Consider the following 16,605-nt stretch of genomic DNA (forward strand, 5'->3'; position numbering starts at 1 on the left):
GACTCGGCGCGGATCGTGTATGTGTACGTCGTACAAGGGCCGGCTTCGCCGGCTCCGTCCTTGCGCACACCGAGGAGGCAGCATGGCGAACGGCCGTGGGCCACGCGAAGCACGCCGCGCCAGCGACCGCGGCCGCTACGGCCGGCTGAACCGGGAGCGGGTGCTGGCCACCGCGCTGGAGCTGGTCGACCGTGAGGGCCTCTCCGCCCTGAGCATGCGCCGTCTCGGCACCGAGCTAGGCGTGGAGGCCATGGCGCTCTACCGGTACGCGGCGAGCAAGGACTCCCTGCTGGACGGGCTGGTCGAGGCGCTGTACCTGGAGCTGGAGGAGCGGCTGGCCGCCGACGGCGACAAGGACTCCGACTGGCGGGCCGGGCTGCACCGGATCGCCCGTGCGACCTACGCCGTGTGCCTCACGCATCCGCAGGCGGTACCGCTGCTCGCCACGCGTCTGCTGGCGGTCCCGCTGGCCCGCAGGCCCGCCGCGGTCCTGCGGGATCACGAAAGGGTGCTGACCCTGCTGCGGAGGGCCGGCTTCGACGAGCCGACCGTGGCCGACGTGTTCCGCGCCTTCACGGCCTGGCTGCTGGGCTATGTGTCCGTGGAACTGCGCCCGATGGTGGACAACCCGGAGGAGACCGACCCGGCCTTCCGCCTCGGACTGCACCGGCTGTCCGCGAAGGAGCTGCCGACATTGCGGGAGACGGCCGCCGCTTTGGCCGAGCAGGGCGGTCCGGAGGGCCTCGCGGCCGGTCTTGACGCCCTGCTCGACAGCTTCACGCGCGGCTCCGGCTCCGCAGCATCCGGCTGAACGGTGTGTCGGGCCGCTCCAGGCGCTCACCGTCCACCGTGATGTCGACGACCTCGTTGAAGAAGGCGACGCGCCCCCGGATCACCGCCACCGCGGGCAGCGGCTCGGGGTAGGTCCACACGAGGTTGGGCGGCACGTCGGCTCCGCCGCGCCACGACCAGTAGGAGGCGGTGCCCTTGTAGGGGCATCCGGTGTGGTGGCCGGTGGGGTCGAACAGGTCGAGGCGGACGTCCTCGCGCGGCAGGTAGTACCGGGTGGGCAGGGAGGTCTCGAAGAGCAGGACCGGTTCGTGGCTGTCCGCGACGACCTGCCCGTCGATCTCGATCCGCACATGGCGGCTGCTCGGCAGCGCGTCGACGCGTTTGTGCGGGTCACGGGGGTGGATGAAGATCTCCTCGTCCTCCTCGTACCAGTGGTCGAGGCCCGTGTCGGTGCGCAGGAACCACTCGAAGGAGATGTGGCCGGCCAGATCGTCGGCGGGGAACGTCCAGGCCGCGTTCTCGCGCACCTCGCCCTCGGCGTCGAGGTCGTAGAAGACCCGGGAGCCGGTGTGGGTGCCCGTGGGCGGGCTCTTGGCCGGGCGCAGGAGGTCGGTGCGGACGTCGGTGCGGGGGAAGGCGTACTGCGGCACGGGCAGGTGGGGCTCCCAGACGAGCACCGGGTGCCGGCTGTCGACGACGGTGACGTCGCCCTTGCGGCCGCGCACCCAGCGCTCACTGGGCTCCCACAGCAGGCCTTCCGGGGTGGTGCGGATCGAGCGGGCGGCGGGGTGGGCCGGGTGGGTGGTCATGGCCGGTGCTCCTTCCGGAGGTCCGGTTGCCGTTCCCCTCCACGGTCCCACGGTCTCAGTGCGCCGCGTCCAGCCGGGCGCGCTGCTCCGGGGTCAGCTCCAGGTCCACCGCCGCCAGGTTCTCCTCCAGCTGGGCCACCGTGGAGACCCCGGCCAGCGGCAGGACGGGCGTTTCGCCGCCGATCTGCCAGGCCAGCACGACCTGGTTGACGGTCGCGCCCGTCTCCCGGGCCACGTCGCGCAGTACCGCCAGCCGGGCCGGGGTGCCGGGGTGGTCGAAGTCCGCGGGCAGCCGCTCCGGCCGGGTGTAGGCGCCCTTGAGCAGCGGCGAGTACGCGACCAGGGTCAGGCCGGGCTCCGCCCTGAGGTAGCCGAGCAGGTCGGGGCCGGCGTGGCCCAGGCTGCCGTCCGGGAAGAGGGCGTCGGGGACGTCGCTGCGGGGGCGCAGGTGGGTGTGCGCGTACTGGAGGACCTCGTAGCCGGGCAGTCCGGCCGCCGCGGCCAGGGCCCGGGCCCGTTCCACGCGCCAGGCCGCGTGGTTGCTCACGCCGAGCAGTCCGACGGTGCCGTCGGCGACCAGGGCGGCGAAGGCCTCGACCGTCTCCTGGAGCGGGACGGCGTGGTCCTCGATGTGCGCGTAGAGCAGGTCCAGTTTCGCGAGGCCGATCCGCTCGCGGCTGCGGTCGGCGGACTCGCGGATCACCTTCGCGGACAGGCCCTCGGGGTGGTCGACGTAGCTGGTGCCGGGGGCCAGGGGGCGGGCGCCGAGCTTGGTGGCGATGACGATCTCGTCGCCGACGCCGCGGCTGCGCCGCCAGCGGCCGAGGAGTTCCTCGCTCTGGCCGCCCTGGCCGCCGTCGGCCCAGAAGGCGTAGTTGTCGGACGTGTCGATGAAGTTCCCGCCGGCTTCGACGTAGCGGTCGAGCAGGGCGAAGGACGTCGCCTCGTCCGTCACCGAACCGAAGAGCATCGCGCCGAGCGCGAGGACGCTCACCTCGCGGCGGGTCGTGGGATTTGTGCCGATCGTGCGGTACTTCATGGGTCGCTCCCCGAAGTCGGTCCCCGGTTCCGGGGCTCGGAGGGAGTCAACGGCTTGGAGCGCTCTCGAGGTCAAGGGCGCACGCACAACGAAAAGGGCCCCGCAGACATCGGCCTGCGAGACCCTTCACACCGTCGGGACGACAGGATTTGAACCTGCGACCCCTTGACCCCCAGTCAAGTGCGCTACCAAGCTGCGCCACGTCCCGGTGCGCGCCACCCGCGGTGAACCGCGTGATCGCGCGAACAGCACCTTACCCCACACCCCTGGCCGCGCCGAAAACAGGCCGGGCGGGACAATCGGCGTATGGGCAGCACTGGAGAGACCTCCCCGGACCGGCCGGGCGACGCACGGGACCGTGACAGTGAGGGGCGGGCGCGCAACGCCCGGCCCCGGGACGGGCTCGGCCGCCCCCTGCCGTACGACGCGGACGGTGTGCCCCGGCAGCCCGAGGGCGTCGTCCGCACCCCGGAGGAGACCCTGGTGGAGGCGCAGCGGCTGCTGGACGAGGGCAAGCCGTTCCACGCGCACGAGGTCTTCGAGGACGCGTGGAAGTCGGGGCCCGACGAGGAGCGCGAGCTGTGGCGCGGCCTCGCCCAGCTCGCGGTGGGGCTCACGCATGCGGCCCGGGGCAATCTGACGGGCGGGGCCCGGCTGCTGCGGCGCGGGGCGGGCGCTGCGGAGGCGTGGGTGTCCGGGTCCGGGCAGCCCCGGCCGCACGGAATCGACGTGGCGAGCGTGGCCGCGTGGGCACGGGATCTGGCCGGGGACGTGGAGCGGGAGGGCAGGGCGGTGGACGCGGAGGCGCGAGCGCCTCGGCTGAAGGGCGGGGTACCCGGGCGCTGAGCCGGGGGTCGATCATCCGGCGGCCGGTCATCCGGGGGCCCGGCCGGTCATCCGGCGGTCGGGCCGGGGGGGGCCGGTGATCCGACCGCGGTGAACCCGGCCGCACCCTCGTGCGGCAGACTCGGGGCGTGCGAAAGATTCATGTCATCGGTATCGGCGCGGGCGACCCCGACCAGCTCACCCTCCAGGCGGTCAGGGCGCTGCGGAGCACGGACGTGTTCTTCATCCTGGAGAAGGGCGAGGTGAAGGCGGACCTCACCGGGCTCCGCCGGGACATGCTCGACGCGCATGTTCCCGAGGGGACGTACCGCGTCGTCGAGGCGCGTGACCCGGAGCGGGACCGGAGCGCCGGCGGCTCGGCCTACTCCCCCGCCGTCGGAGACTGGCGCAGCGCCCGGGCCGACATCTACGAGCGGCTGATCGCCGAGGAGCTCGGCGAGGAGCAGACCGGCGCGTTCCTGGTGTGGGGGGACCCGTCGCTGTACGACAGCACGCTCGGGATCCTGGAGGAGGTGCTGGAGCGGGGCGCGGTGGCGTTCGCGTACGACGTCGTGCCCGGCATCAGCAGCGTCTCGGCGCTCGTCGCCCGGCATCGCACGGGCCTCAACCGCGTCGCGCGGCCCGTGCAGATCACCACCGGCCGTCGGCTGGCGGAGGGCTTCCCGGAGGGCGTGGACGACGTCGTGGTGATGCTCGACGCCCACCAGACCTTCCGGCGGTACGCGCAGGAGGACGTCGACATCTACTGGGGCGCCTACATCGGCACCCCGGACGAGATCCTCGTCTCCGGCCCGATCGCCGAGGCCGCCCCCCGCATCGAGCGGCTGCGCGCCGAGGCCCGCGAGCGCAAGGGCTGGATCATGGACACATATCTGCTGCGCCGCAACCCCCGCGACTGACGGGACACCGGCTGGGGCGGGACATCGGCTGTTCCGCGGACAGCGACCTGCGGGTGGCGGTCGACGCGATCGCGAAACGGCTGCTGGTGGATGACCTGAGCCAGGGGCTGCCGCACAGTCCGGAGAAGTCCCTCACGGCCGGATCGGTGTGAGCGGCCTACCCGAGCCCCAGCCGTTCCAGCACGCCCGCCACGTCCGGTACGGCCGTCACGCCGTCCGGCAGCGGCGGCCGCCGTACGACCACGACCGGCAGTCCGAGGTCCCGGGCCGCGGTCAGTTTGGCCGCCGTCGCCGCTCCCCCGCTGTCCTTGGTCACCAGGACGTCGACGCGGTGCTCGCGCAGCAGGGCCGTCTCGCCGGGGACGGTGAACGGGCCACGGGCGAGCAGCACATGGGTGTCGGTCGGCATCGGCGGCTCGGGGGGATCCACCGACCGCACCACGAAGTGCAGGTGTGAATGGTGGGCGAAGGAGGCCAGGCCGAGGCGCCCGGTGGTGAGCAGCACCCGGCGGCCAAGGCGCGGCAGCAGGTCCGCGGCCGCCTCCAGTGAGGGGACGGAATGCCACTGGTCCCGGGGGCCGGGACGCCACCCGGGGCGGCGGAGCACCACCGCGGGTACGCCGGTCTCGGCCGCGGCGCGGGCCGCGTTGGCCGTGATCGACTCGGCGAAGGGGTGTGTGGCGTCGACGAGCGCGTCCACGCCCTCCTCCCGCAGCCAGCCGGCCAGTCCGGGCACCCCGCCGAAGCCTCCGACGCGCACCTCCCCGTCGAGCGCCCCCGGCTTGGCCACGCGCCCCGCGAGGGACGTCGTGACGCGCACGCCGGGACGCGCGCACAGCGCGGCTGCCAGGGCTCGGGCCTCGGCCGTGCCGCCGAGGATCAGGACGTGAGGGGACACGCCGTCGAGCGTACGAGGTCGGGTGCGGAGGGCGCCGGGACGGGTGCCGACCGGCTGACGGCAGCGGGACGGGTGGCGCCGACCGGAGAACCGGAGCACGACGGTGCCGACCGGCGAAGGCCGCTCCACGTGGTTATCGTCCTGCCATGGAGTCCGTGCGTGCCGTGCTCATCGACATCGACGGGGTGCTCACCGTCTCGTGGCGGCCGTTGCCCGGAACCGTCGAGGCGTTGCGGGAGGTCCGGGAGGCCGGGTTCGGTGTGCTGCTGGTCACCAACACCACCTCCCGTACCCGGGCGTCGATCGCCCGGACGCTGGCGGAGGCGGGGTTCCCGGTGTCCGCCGAGGACATCCTGACCGCGCCCGCCGCCACCGCCGCGTATCTCGCCGAGCACTGTCCCGGCGCCCGGTGCGCACTGCTGAACAGCGGCGACATCGCGGAGGACCTCGACGGTGTCACCGTCGTCGACGCGGGTGACACCGGGGCCGTGCCGGATGTCGTCCTGGTCGGCGGGGCCGGCCCCGAGTTCGGCTACGCGGCGCTCGACCGGGCCTTCGGCCATCTGCAGCGAGGGGCCCGGCTGGTGGCGATGCACCGCAACCTGTACTGGCGTACGGCCGAGGGGCTGCGGCTGGACTCGGGGGCGTTCCTGGCCGGGCTGGAGCGGGCCGCGCGGGTGGAGGCCGAGATCACCGGCAAGCCGGCGCGGGCGTTCTTCGCGTCGGCACTCGCCCGGCTGGGCGTCGGTGCGGAGGAGGCGGTGATGGTCGGGGACGACGTCGAGTCCGACGTGCTGGCGGCCCAGCGGGCCGGGGTCACCGGCGTACTCGTGCGGACCGGGAAGTTCCAGCCGGAGACGCTGCGGAGCGCCGACGGCACGCCCGACCATGTGATCGACTCCTTCGCGGACCTTCCGGCGCTGCTGCGGGGGTCAGCGCAGCAGTAGTTGCAGACCGCCCACGACGGTCGCCGCGATGACGAGCTGCTCGAACAGCCGCTGGTTGATCCTGTGCACGGCCCACTTGCCGAACAGCGCACCGGGCACGACGAACGCCACGAGCGCGAGGTCGAGGAGCAGGGAGCGGCCGTCGATCAGGCCGAGGCCCGCACTGAAGGGCAGCTTGGAGACGTTGACGATCAGGAAGAAGAAGGCCGAGGTGCCGAGGAAGCCGAGCTTGCGGAAGCCCGCGGAGAGCAGGTACATCGACATCACGGGGCCGCCCGCGTTGGCGACCATGGTGGTGAAGCCGCCGAGGACGCCGTAGGAGCGGGCCTTGAGGCGGCCCGAGCGGGTGGTGACCGACTCCGGTCCCTCCTCCTTGTCGGCCGTACGCCGGCGCCACACCGTCACGGCGGCCATCAGCAGCAGGATCACGCCGATCGAGGTCCGTACGATCGCGTCGTCCGCCCAGAGCAGGAACACCGTGCCCACGACGACGCCCGCGGCGACCGCCGGGAACAGCCGCCACAGCGTGGGCCAGTGGGCGTGCCGCCGGTAGGTGGCGACGGCCAGGAGGTCCCCGGCGATCAGGATGGGAAGCAGCACGCCGGTGGAGGCGCGGGCGGGCAGCACGGCGGCGAAGATGGCGAGGCTGACCGTGTTGGCCCCGCTCACGGCGGTCTTGGAGAAGCCGACGAGCAGGGCCGCGAGGGCGAGGGCGGCGAACTCCCAGCCGGTGATGTGCCAGAGCGTCATGGTGTTCATGCGAACACTGATGCTATGTGCAACGAACAGGTGCCCGTAAGCGCTGTCTCGCCTGATGGGCGCGGCCTGTGCCGCGAGGGGCGTGCGACTCCGGCCCGCCCGCCCGCGGGGCGTCGACGACTGCCGCAGCGAGCGTTCGCCTGCCGCTAGGGCCGTTCGACGAGGACCGCGCTCCCCTGTCCCACCCCGACGCACATCGTGGCGAGACCCCGGCCCGCCCCCGTTCGCCGCATCCGGTGGAGCAGCGTCGTCAGGATGCGGGCGCCGGAGCAGCCCAGGGGGTGGCCGAGCGCGATGGCGCCGCCGCTGGGGTTGACCAGGTCGGGGTCGATGCCGAGCTGGTCCACGCAGGCCAGGGCCTGGGCGGCGAAGGCCTCGTTGAACTCGGCCTCCTCCAGGTCTCCGACGCTCCAGCCGGCGCGGGTCAGCACCTTGCGGGTGGCGGGGACGGGGCCGATGCCCATGACGTCGGGGTGGACACCGGCGGAGGCGCCCGCGACATAGCGGCCCAGGGACTCCAGGCCCAGGTCGTTCAGGGCCTCCTCGCTGACGAGGAGGAGGCCGGCGGCGCCGTCGTTCATCGGCGAGGCGTTGCCCGCGGTGACCGTGCCGCCGTCACGGAAGACCGGCTTGAGCCGGGACAGCTTCTCGACCGAGGTGTCCTCGCGGACGCACTCGTCGGTGTCGACGACCACGCCGTCGGGACGCTCCACGGGGAGGAGTTCGTCGTCGAAGTGGCCGTTCTTGCGGGCCAGGGCGGCGCGCTGGTGGCTGCGCAGGGCGAAGTCGTCCTGACGTTCACGCGGGATGCCGTACCGCGCGGCGACCTCCTCGGCGGTCTCGCCCATGGCCAGCAGTCCGTGCAGCTCGCGCATCGCGGGGTTGACCAGGCGCCAGCCGAGGCGGGTGTCGGCGGTCTCCATGCGGTGCGGCAGGGCCTCGTCGGGGCGGGGCAGCACGAAGGGGGCGCGGCTCATCGACTCGGAGCCGCCCGCGATCACGATGTCTGCCTCGCCGGCGGCGATGGTGCGGGCGGCCGTGGTCACGGCCTCCAGGCCCGAGGCGCAGAGGCGGTTGACGGTGGCGCCGGGCACGGAGTCGGGGAGGCCGGCGAGCAGCGCGGCCATGCGGGCCACGTTGCGGTTGTCCTCGCCGGCCTGGTTGGCGGCCCCCCAGTAGACGTCGTCGATCCGGGCTGGGTCCAGCTCGGGCACGCCGGTGACCAGGGCGCGGACGACGGTCGCCGCGAGGTCGTCGGGCCGTACCGAGGACAGGGATCCCCGCAGCTTGCCGATGGGGGTGCGGCGGGCGGCCGCGAAGTGGACGGGACGCACGAGAGGCTCCTCACGCCGCGCGACAACGCGCATTAATTAGCACTGCTAGTTTCGGACTATAGACCCTCACCCCGCCGCCTGTGAAGATTCTGCGCCTCCTTGCCCTCCCCAGGTGGCATATCGCAGGCCGGACGACCCCCATGCGTCGCGTTTGCACCAGGACGCCCGGGGCACCCGCGCGTTCATGGAGTGGTTGCGGAGCGCCGCCTGCGTGGACGAGGACCCCGAGTTGTTCTTTCCCGTCGGCACCGCCGGCCCCGCCCTGCGTGACGCGAGCGCCGCGAAGCGGGTCTGCGCGCGCTGCCCGGTGACCGACCCGTGCCTGAGCTTCGCGCTGGACAGCGGTCGGGCCTCGGGCGTGTGGGGCGGCACCGGCGAGGAGGAGCGCGACGCACTGCTCCGGACGAGGAACGACGCGAGAAGGAGAAGCGCCCTATGACGACTGTGAGGAGCACACTGCCCGACGACGCCCGGAAGGTCGCCTGCGAGGCACTCCAGGACACCTTGGTGGAACTGCTCGGGCTCTCGCTGGTCGGGAAGCAGGCGCACTGGAACGTCGTCGGACCGCGGTTCCGGTCCATTCACCTCCAGCTGGACGAGGTGGTCACGGCGACGCGGGACTTCGCCGACACGGTCGCGGAGCGGTCCGCGGCGCTCGGCGTCCCGCCGGACGGCCGCCCGGAGACCATCGCCAAGGCCTTCACGCTGCCCGCCCCCGCGGAGGGCTGGGTGCGCGACTCGGACGCCGTGCAGGTGATGGTGGAGGCGCTGCAGGAAGCGGTGGGCCGGCTGCGCGAGCGCATCGACGCGACCGAGAAGGCCGACCCGGTCACCCAAGACCTGCTGATCGCCATCACCGCTGAGCTGGAGAAGCAGCGGTGGATGTTCGACGCCGAGAACTTCCCCCGCTGATCCGCGGGGGGGGGAGGCGCAGATCATCCGACGTACGTACGGAAAGGGGCAGGCGATGACCGACGCCCTCGAACTCGACGCGCTGTGGGAGGACTTCCACCGCGTGGTGAACATGACCTCGCAGGAACTCGCGGCCTGGCTGCGGGTCCGCGACGCCGACGAGACCACCGAGCCGCTGCCGGACCAGGCCGGATCCGAGACCGGGCAGCACGTCCTGGCGATCCTCCAGAAACGGCGCACCGACCTGACCGAGGACGACCTGCGCGTGATGCGGAAGGTCGTGGAGACGGTCACCGACCAGGTGGACCTGGAGAACGAACCCGAGCCCGAGGTCACGGCGGAGGACACCCGCCGTCGGCACCGGCTGATGACGGTCGGGCACGATCCGCTGAAGGGGTGACCCGTGGGCCACCAGGAGCGCGTCGTACGGGAACTCGTCGGCGCGCACGGCCGGACCTACGCCGCGGAGGCGGGCATCACGCTGAAGGACACCCCGCAGCCGCTGTACCGGCTGCTGGTGCTGTCCCATCTGCTCAGTGCCCGCATCCGCGGTTCGATCGCGCTGGCCACCGCCCGTGCCCTGCACGAGGCGGGGCTGCGCGATCCGCGGCGCATGGTGCGCGCCTCGTGGCAGGAGCGGGTCGACGCGCTGGGCCGCGGCGGCTACCGGCGCTATGACGAACGGACGGCGACCCAGCTCGGGGAAGCCGCCGAGCTGCTGAACGACCGGTGGGGCGGCGACCTGCGGCGGCTGCGCCGGGAGGCCGACGGCGAGGTACCCGAACTGCGCCGCCTGCTCCAGGAGTTCCCCGGCATGGGCCCGGCCGGTGCCGGCATCTTCCTGCGCGAGGCGCAGGGCGTCTGGCCGGAGACGGCCCCCTTTCTGGACGCCAAGGCCCTCCAGGGCGCCGAGCGGCTGGATCTGCCGAAGGACCCCGAGCGCCTCACCGAACTGGCCGGGGACACCGACCCGGCCGTTCTCGCCGCCGCGCTGGTACGGGCGGCGGTGGACAAGGAGGTCGTGCGGGACACGCTCGGCCGCGCCGGGTGAGCGGCCCCGGCACCCGAGCAGCCGGGCCTCACCCGAACAGCCGGCCTTCCCCCGGGCAACCGGCGCTCAGCCGAGCAACCAGCCCCCGTCCACCGCCAGTTCGACCGCGTTCACCGACCGGTTCCGCAACAGGAAGTCCACCGCGTCCACCACGTCGGCCATCCCGGCGAGCCGCCCCGTGGGTGTCTCGGTGCGCAGCGTGGTGAGGACCTTCTCCGGCTTGGCCTGCCAGTACGGGCTGTCGCCCACGACACCGGGATGCACGGCGTTGACCCGGACGGGAGCGAGCTCCACGGCGAGGGAGTTCATCAGGCCGCGCACCCCCGCGTTGACCGTCGCCACCGTCGTCGCGCCCGGGTAGGGGCGTTCCTTGGCCTGGCCGCCGAAGAGCACGATGGCGCTGTCGTCGTGCAGCCGGCCGCGCAGCGTGTGGACGACCTCCGTGTAGCCGACGAGTTTGAGGGTGACCAGCCGCAGGGCGGCGTCGATGTCGTACTCGGTGACCTTGTTGTCGTCACGCGAGACGCCCGCGATGACCAGGTGGTCGACACGTCCCATGCCGGCCAGGGCCGCCGCGATCTCCAGCGGCCTTTCCAGGTCGACGGCGAGTCCGCGCGCGCCCACCTCCTTCGCAACCACGTCGGCGCGCTGGGCGTCGCGGCTGGTGAGCACCACGTCGTCCCCGCGCTCGGCACATGTGCGGGCGAATTCGAGCCCGATCCCGGACGTTCCGCCGACGACGAGCACACTGCTCATGACTTCTCCTCCAGTGCCGCGCGCAGGTAGTCCCAGTCCCGCGTGAACCGGTACGAGTGCCGCGACGGCGGCTGCGGCGCCTGCGTCTCCAGCCAGCGCAGGGGCCCCTGCCCCGCGTTGACGAATCCGTGTACGCATCCGGTGCCCGCCCATGCCGCATCGCCGGGCTCCAGGCGGTACCGCTCGCCGTCGAGGGTGGCCTCCGCGACGCCCTCCAGGATCAGATACGTCTCCTCGAAGGGGTGGTCGTGGGTGCCGATGATCCCGTCGGACGCGTACTGCACCATGAACATCGTCGAGGCGACCGCGCCCAGGTCGCCGTCGATCATCATCTTCACCGTGATCCCGCTGTATACCAGCAGCGCGGTCCGCATGCTCGCCGTGGCCGCCAGCAGCTCCTGTGACTGCTTGCCCGGGTCCATCTGGGCCGGCTCGAAGTGGCCGAAGGCACGGGTGCGCGGGTCGCGGACGTCGACCCGGGCCGGCTCGCGCGCGGGCAGGTCCGGCACGGCCTGGGTGTCGTGTCCGTAGCGGGCCCGCGGCACGGGGGCCAGCATGTCCGCCCAGCGTCCGCCGGTGCTCCCGGCCCCGCGCCAGGCGTGCGGGACGCCGGTCGGCAGCAGGCCGTAATCGCCCTTCTCCAGCAGGTACGACCCGTCCGGCAGGTCGAGGATCACGGCCCCGTCGAGGACGAAGACGGCCTCCTCGTAGGAGTGCACATGGGCGGGCACCCGGCCGTCGGGCCGCAGTTCGCACAGGCCGAAGCCGGTGTGGACGCTGCCGTCGTCCTCGCCGACCAGCGTCCTGCGCCGGTGGCCGTGGCCGTCGTACGGCGGCTCGGGCAGGTCGGTGGCGTGGCGCACCAGGTGGTTCGTCATGCCGGTGCCTTCGCCCCCTTGGCCTCCTTCGCCGCGAGGAGCCGGTCGCGGGCCTCGCCGACGAGCCGCAGGGCGCGCGCCGTGTCGCCGAGGAGCCGGCCGTCGCGTTTGTGGATCACGCCGTCGACGAGGACGGTGTCCACGTTGGAGACGTCGGCGCACAGCGTCACCGCGGCCACCGCGTCGTGCACCGGGGCGACGTTGGGGGCGGTGGCGTCGACCGCGACGATGTCGGCGCGCTTGCCGGGGGTCAGGGAGCCCGTACGGTCCTCGAGACCGGCGACATGGGCGCCGTTCAGGGTGGCGATCTCCAGCATCTGACGCGCTGTCAGCATGGTGCTGGGGACCGGCATGTTGGACTGCCAGCAGTCGGCGTTGACGCGGGCGCGTTCGGCGCCGAAGGCCGCCCGGATCTGGGTGAACATGTCGCCGGGCACGGTGGTGACGACGTCGATGCTGAGCGCGGGCCGCAGGCCGTACTCGATGGCCTGCATCACGGGCGGCCAGCCGTGCCCCATCTGGAGCTCCACCTGCGGCGCGACCGACACCGTGCCGCCGCTGTCGGCGACCATCCGCCACTCCTCCCCGCTGAGGTGGCAGCTGTGGACGTAGGTGGTGTCCGGGCCGAGCAGCCCCAGGTCGTGGAGCTGCTTCACCATGCCGAAGCGGCCGGCCAGCCGTCCCATGGCCACGTGCACGGTGATCGGGAGGCCCAGCTCGCGCGCCATGGCCCACTCGGCCGCGACGACCTCGTCGACGCAGAAACCGGGGCCTCGGGTGGCGAGGCCCATGGTCAGCAGGCCGTCGTCGGACGCGAAGTGCGTCGACCGGATCCGCCGTACGTCGTCCGCCGGGATGGCGATCCTGCTCTCGAACCAGTACTCCGCGAGGGAGGTGTTGGCGCTGCCGTACGCGTACTGCGCCCGGATGCCGGACTCCGCCAGGCCCTGGATCGCCGCGTCCGGGTGCTCGGGGGTGTTGTTGATGTGCGACCAGTCGACGAGCGTGGTGATGCCGGCGTTGAGGCACTCCAGCGCGCCCGCGAGGTTGCCCGCGTACACGTCCTGCGGGGTGTACAGGGGTGCGAAGGTGTCGAGGATGTCGACGAAGTAGTCGTCGAGGGTGGCGTCGGGGGCGACGCCCCGGATGGGTGCCTCCCAGGTGTGGCGGTGGGTGTCGACGAAGCCGGGGATCACGATGTGTCCGCTCATGTCGAGGACTTCGGCGTCGGCGCTGATCTCGGGCTCGACGGCCGTGATCCTTCCGTCCTCGACGAGGACGTCCCCCTGGGGCAGGTCCCCGATGTCCGGGTCCATCGAGATCACGTGACCGGAGCGCAGCAGTGTCCTTGTGGTCATCGCGCTTCCTCCCATGGGGTGTTCGGTGGCGGATGTGCGGCTCAGTACGCGGCGAGCCTGCGGACCTCCGTGACGACCTTGTCGACGGTCGGGATGACCTGCTGCTCCAGCGTGTCGGCGAACGGCAGCGGGACGCACTCCCCCGCCACCCGCCGTACGGGCGCGTCGAGCAGGCCGAATCCCTCGTCGGCGACGACCGAGACGACGGTGGCGCCCCAGCCGCCCTGGTACGGGTTCTCCTCGACGGTGACGAGCCGGGAGGTCTTGCGCAGCGAGGCCAGGACGGTCGCGGCGTCCAGCGGGACCAGGCAGCGCAGGTCGACGACTTCGGCCTCGATGCCTTCCCCGGCCAGGACGTCGGCGGCCTTCAGGGCCAGGGGAACCATCGAGGCGAGCGCGACGAGTGTGATGTCGTCACCCTCGCGGACGACGGCGGCCCGGCCCAGCTCGACGACGTGACCGGGCGGAGGCGGGGGGCCCTTGGTCGCGAACAGCCCCTTGTGTTCGAAGAAGACCACCGGGTCGTCGCTGCGGATCGCCGCGGCCAGCATGCCGATGACGTCGGCGGGTGTGGCCGGCGCCGCGATCTTCAGCCCGGGGACGGTCAGCGCCCAGTTCTCGGTGGCCTGGGAGTGCTGGGCACCGAAGCCGAGTCCGCCGCCGTTGGCGGTGCGCACGACCAGGGGCACGGTCACCTGGCCGCCGGTCATGTAGCGGACCTTGGGGATCTCGTTGGCGAGGTAGTCCCAGCAGCAGGCCAGGAAGTCGGAGAACATGATCTCCGCGACGGGCCGCATCCCCGTCATGGCGGCGCCCATCGCCGCCCCCACGATGGCCTGTTCGGAGATGGGCGTGTCCCACACCCGCTCAGGTCCGAACTCCTTCAGCAGCCCCGTGGTCGTCTTGAACACCCCGCCGGCCGCGGCGATGTCCTCCCCGAGGCACACCACCGACGCGTCCCGCCGCATCTCCCGGGCGATGCCCTCGGCGACCGCGTCCCGGTAGGTGATCACGTCCGCCATGCGGCACCTCCGTCGGCCCACACGTCGGTCAGTGCCTCGCGCGGATCGGGTGGCGGCGCCGCCTTCGCCGCCTCCACGGCCCGCTCCACGACGGCCCGGGCCCGCTCGTCGGCCTCCGCGACCGTCTCCGCGCCGACCCCCAGCTCGGCCAGGTGCCCCCGCGCGAGGTCCAGCGGGTCGTGCTTCAGCCAGCGTTCGACCTCCTCGGCCGGGCGGTAGGCCGCCGGGTCGGCGCGGCTGTGCCCGAAGTGGCGATAGGTCTCGGCCTCCAGCACGGCGGGCCCTTCTCCGGCCCGAGCCCGCCGCGCGAGCCGTCCCACCGCCTCCTCGACCGCCACGACGTCGTTGCCGTCGACGACCTCGCCCGGGATGCCGTGGGCGGGGGCCCGGTCGGCTGCGGGGCGGGGCACGGCCGTGACGTCGGCGATCGGCGTGTACTCCATGTACAGGTTGTTCTCGCACACGAACAGCACCGGCAGCCTCCACACGGCGGCCAGGTTGAGGGACTCGTGGAAGGCGCCGATGTTGGTCGCACCGTCGCCGAAGAAGGCGACCACGAGCTGCTCGGTGCCGCGCAGCCGGGCCGACCACGCCGCGCCCACCGCCATCGGCAGATGGGAGCCGACGATGGCGTACGAACCGAGCATGCCGGTGGCCGCCTTGGTCAGGTGCATGGAGCCGCCCTTGGCCCCGCACAGCCCGGTCGCCCGGCTCATCAGCTCGGCGAGGCACTCCTCAGGGGTGGCGCCCCGGGCGAGGGCGTGATGGTGGCCCCGGTAGGTGGCGAACACATAGTCGTCCGGGCGCAGGGCGGCGCTCGCCCCCACGGCGATCGCCTCCTGCCCGGCGGCCAGATGCGTGGTGCCTTTCACGAGACCCTGGAGGAACAGGTCGTGGGCGGCCTTCTCCGTCCGGCGGATGACGTCCATCCGCTCGTACCGGTCGAGGAGCGCGCCGGCGTCCATCAGCGGTCCCCGGTGTTGAGATGGGACTGCGCTTCGCGGCGGGTGTTCAGCTCGCCGCCCACCGTCCAGTACTTGCGCCCGGCCACCAGCAGTTCCTCGGCGGGGAACTTGGTGATGACCTCGCAGCCGTCGGCGGTGACGACGAGTTCCTCCTCGATCCGGGCGGCGGACCAGCCGTCGGCGGCCGGCCAGTACGTCTCCAGGGCGAACACCATGCCCTCTTCCAGGACTTCGGGGTGGTCGAGGGAGACCAGGCGGCTGAAGATCGGCTTCTCCCAGATCGACAGGCCGACGCCGTGGCCGTACTGCAGGGCGAAGGCGGCGGTCTCGTCGGCGAAGCCGAACTCCTCGGCGCGCGGCCAGACCCGCACGATGTCGGCGGTGGTGGCGCCCGGCCGGACCAGGGCGATCGCCTCGTCCATGTACTCCCGGCAGCGTACGTACGCGTCCCGCTGCGCCCGTGAGGCACTGCCCACCGCGAACGTGCGGTAGTAGCAGGTGCGGTAGCCGAGGTGGCTGTGCAGGATGTCGAAGAAGGCCGGGTCGCCGGGGCGGACCAACCGGTCGCTGTAGACGTGCGGATGCGGTGAACAGCGCTCTCCCGAGATGGCGTTGACGCCCTCCACGTACTCGCTGCCGAGGTCGTACAGCACCTTGCTGACCACGCCGACGCACTCGTTCTCGCGCACGCCCGGGCGCAGGTACCCGTACAGCTCCTCGTAGGCCGCGTCGACCATGGCGCAGGCCTGGGTGAGCAGGGCGATCTCGTCGCCGGTCTTGATGCGGCGGGCCTCCAGGAAGACCTGCTGCCCGTCGACGACGTCGATGCCCTCGGCGCGCAGCGCGGCGAGGACCGGCATCTCGGCGACGTCGACACCGAGGGGTTCGCCCGCGAGCCCGTGGTCGCGCAGCTCGGTGGCGATCTTGGCGGCCACGTCCTCGGCGATCCCGGCGTCCGGGTGGAAGGCGCCGCGCAGGGTGGAGATGCCGGCCCGGGCGCCGGTGGGCGGGCCACCCTTGCCGTCGCTGTAGTCGAGCCACGGGTTGTACAGCTGGTGGTGACGGGCGGCGGAGCCGAAGTCCCAGACGACCGGTTCGCCGTCGCGCACCAGCAGGGCGAAGCGGATCAGCTTGTCCATCGCCCAGGTGCCGATGTGGGTGGCGGTCATGTAGCGGATGTTGGCGAAGTCGAAGGCGAGCACCGCGCCGAGCCCGGAGCGGTTCAGCGACTCGTGCAGCCGGGCCAGCCGCTGCCCGCGCAGCCGGTCCAGGTCGATGCGCTCTTCCCAGTCGACGGCGTTGGGCCCATATGTGCGGATCGCCATGGCGACCACCCCCAC

Annotated in this window: 19 protein-coding genes and 1 tRNA gene; 8 read left to right on the plus strand and 12 right to left on the minus strand. The window is 72.7% G+C overall.

The window, feature by feature from the left end; translation table 11 throughout:
• The first annotated feature begins 82 nt into the window (after positions 1-82).
• Positions 83-811: a TetR/AcrR family transcriptional regulator gene (locus BJ965_RS04460; RefSeq protein ID WP_184907452.1), complete on the plus strand. Its 729-nt coding sequence runs from the start codon at positions 83-85 to the stop codon at positions 809-811.
• Here BJ965_RS04460 and BJ965_RS04465 read toward each other — a convergent pair.
• The 3 genes from BJ965_RS04465 to BJ965_RS04475 form a co-directional block, all read right to left on the minus strand.
• Complete coding sequence (locus BJ965_RS04465; RefSeq protein ID WP_184907453.1) at positions 777-1,601, minus strand: DUF427 domain-containing protein; 825 nt, start codon at positions 1,599-1,601, stop codon at positions 777-779. The two genes, BJ965_RS04460 and BJ965_RS04465, sit on opposite strands and share 35 nt — an antisense overlap.
• 55 nt (positions 1,602-1,656) lie before the next feature.
• Complete coding sequence (locus tag BJ965_RS04470) at positions 1,657-2,640, minus strand: aldo/keto reductase (protein WP_184907454.1); 984 nt, start codon at positions 2,638-2,640, stop codon at positions 1,657-1,659.
• Positions 2,641-2,774: 134 nt separating this feature from the next.
• A tRNA-Pro gene (locus BJ965_RS04475) sits at positions 2,775-2,848 on the minus strand.
• A gap of 98 nt (positions 2,849-2,946) precedes the next feature.
• Here BJ965_RS04475 and BJ965_RS04480 point away from each other — a divergent pair.
• On the plus strand, positions 2,947-3,486 hold the full coding sequence (locus tag BJ965_RS04480) for a DUF309 domain-containing protein (RefSeq protein ID WP_184907455.1): 540 nt from the start codon (positions 2,947-2,949) through the stop codon (positions 3,484-3,486).
• A 128-nt stretch (positions 3,487-3,614) separates the two neighbouring features.
• Positions 3,615-4,385, plus strand: a complete 771-nt coding sequence (gene cobF, locus BJ965_RS04485; RefSeq protein ID WP_184907456.1) for a precorrin-6A synthase (deacetylating) — start codon at positions 3,615-3,617, stop codon at positions 4,383-4,385.
• A 157-nt stretch (positions 4,386-4,542) separates the two neighbouring features.
• Here the strand turns inward: cobF and BJ965_RS04490 are convergent, their stop codons facing one another.
• The gene (locus BJ965_RS04490; RefSeq protein WP_184907457.1) at positions 4,543-5,283 is read right to left on the minus strand and encodes a cobalt-precorrin-6A reductase; all 741 of its coding nucleotides are present in this window, start codon (positions 5,281-5,283) and stop codon (positions 4,543-4,545) included.
• Positions 5,284-5,429: 146 nt separating this feature from the next.
• Here BJ965_RS04490 and BJ965_RS04495 point away from each other — a divergent pair, with 146 nt between their 5' ends.
• Entirely contained in the window at positions 5,430-6,230 is an 801-nt protein-coding gene (locus BJ965_RS04495) for an HAD-IIA family hydrolase (RefSeq protein ID WP_184907458.1), read from the plus strand.
• On the opposite strand, the gene BJ965_RS04500 is transcribed toward BJ965_RS04495, so the two are convergent.
• On the minus strand, positions 6,216-6,989 hold the full coding sequence (locus tag BJ965_RS04500; protein WP_184907459.1) for a sulfite exporter TauE/SafE family protein: 774 nt from the start codon (positions 6,987-6,989) through the stop codon (positions 6,216-6,218). The genes BJ965_RS04495 and BJ965_RS04500 overlap by 15 nt on opposite strands.
• A gap of 146 nt (positions 6,990-7,135) precedes the next feature.
• On the minus strand, positions 7,136-8,323 hold the full coding sequence (locus BJ965_RS04505) for a thiolase family protein (RefSeq protein ID WP_184907460.1): 1,188 nt from the start codon (positions 8,321-8,323) through the stop codon (positions 7,136-7,138).
• Positions 8,324-8,507: 184 nt separating this feature from the next.
• Here BJ965_RS04505 and BJ965_RS04510 point away from each other — a divergent pair, with 184 nt between their 5' ends.
• Genes BJ965_RS04510 through BJ965_RS04525 form a run of 4 tightly spaced genes read left to right on the plus strand, consistent with a single transcriptional unit; the run spans position 8,508 to position 10,286 of the window.
• On the plus strand, positions 8,508-8,762 hold the full coding sequence (locus BJ965_RS04510) for a WhiB family transcriptional regulator (protein ID WP_184907461.1): 255 nt from the start codon (positions 8,508-8,510) through the stop codon (positions 8,760-8,762).
• Positions 8,759-9,235: a Dps family protein gene (locus BJ965_RS04515; protein WP_184907462.1), complete on the plus strand. Its 477-nt coding sequence runs from the start codon at positions 8,759-8,761 to the stop codon at positions 9,233-9,235. Before BJ965_RS04510 ends, BJ965_RS04515 begins: the two co-directional genes overlap by 4 nt.
• A 55-nt stretch (positions 9,236-9,290) precedes the next feature.
• Positions 9,291-9,635: a DUF3140 domain-containing protein gene (locus BJ965_RS04520; protein WP_184907463.1), complete on the plus strand. Its 345-nt coding sequence runs from the start codon at positions 9,291-9,293 to the stop codon at positions 9,633-9,635.
• A 3-nt stretch (positions 9,636-9,638) separates the two neighbouring features.
• Positions 9,639-10,286, plus strand: coding sequence for an endonuclease (locus BJ965_RS04525; RefSeq protein ID WP_184907464.1), 648 nt, complete (start codon positions 9,639-9,641; stop codon positions 10,284-10,286).
• A 66-nt stretch (positions 10,287-10,352) separates the two neighbouring features.
• Here BJ965_RS04525 and BJ965_RS04530 read toward each other — a convergent pair whose 3' ends face one another.
• From BJ965_RS04530 to BJ965_RS04555, 6 genes are read right to left on the minus strand one after another with little or no spacing between them, the layout of a single operon-like run.
• The gene (locus BJ965_RS04530; protein WP_184907465.1) at positions 10,353-11,042 is read right to left on the minus strand and encodes an SDR family oxidoreductase; all 690 of its coding nucleotides are present in this window, start codon (positions 11,040-11,042) and stop codon (positions 10,353-10,355) included.
• Entirely contained in the window at positions 11,039-11,920 is an 882-nt protein-coding gene (locus tag BJ965_RS04535; RefSeq protein WP_184907466.1) for a cupin domain-containing protein, read from the minus strand. Before BJ965_RS04535 ends, BJ965_RS04530 begins: the two co-directional genes overlap by 4 nt.
• The gene (locus BJ965_RS04540) at positions 11,917-13,278 is read right to left on the minus strand and encodes an amidohydrolase family protein (RefSeq protein WP_184907467.1); all 1,362 of its coding nucleotides are present in this window, start codon (positions 13,276-13,278) and stop codon (positions 11,917-11,919) included. Before BJ965_RS04540 ends, BJ965_RS04535 begins: the two co-directional genes overlap by 4 nt.
• A 41-nt stretch (positions 13,279-13,319) precedes the next feature.
• Positions 13,320-14,300, minus strand: a complete 981-nt coding sequence (locus BJ965_RS04545) for an alpha-ketoacid dehydrogenase subunit beta (RefSeq protein WP_184907468.1) — start codon at positions 14,298-14,300, stop codon at positions 13,320-13,322.
• Entirely contained in the window at positions 14,288-15,265 is a 978-nt protein-coding gene (locus BJ965_RS04550; RefSeq protein ID WP_184907469.1) for a thiamine pyrophosphate-dependent dehydrogenase E1 component subunit alpha, read from the minus strand. The genes BJ965_RS04545 and BJ965_RS04550 overlap by 13 nt, the downstream gene beginning before the upstream one ends.
• Complete coding sequence (locus BJ965_RS04555; RefSeq protein ID WP_184907470.1) at positions 15,265-16,590, minus strand: M24 family metallopeptidase; 1,326 nt, start codon at positions 16,588-16,590, stop codon at positions 15,265-15,267. The genes BJ965_RS04550 and BJ965_RS04555 overlap by 1 nt, the downstream gene beginning before the upstream one ends.
• Positions 16,591-16,605 lie beyond the last annotated feature (15 nt).

The organism is Streptomyces luteogriseus, assembly GCF_014205055.1.
Taxonomy (GTDB): Bacteria; Actinomycetota; Actinomycetes; order Streptomycetales; family Streptomycetaceae; genus Streptomyces; species Streptomyces luteogriseus.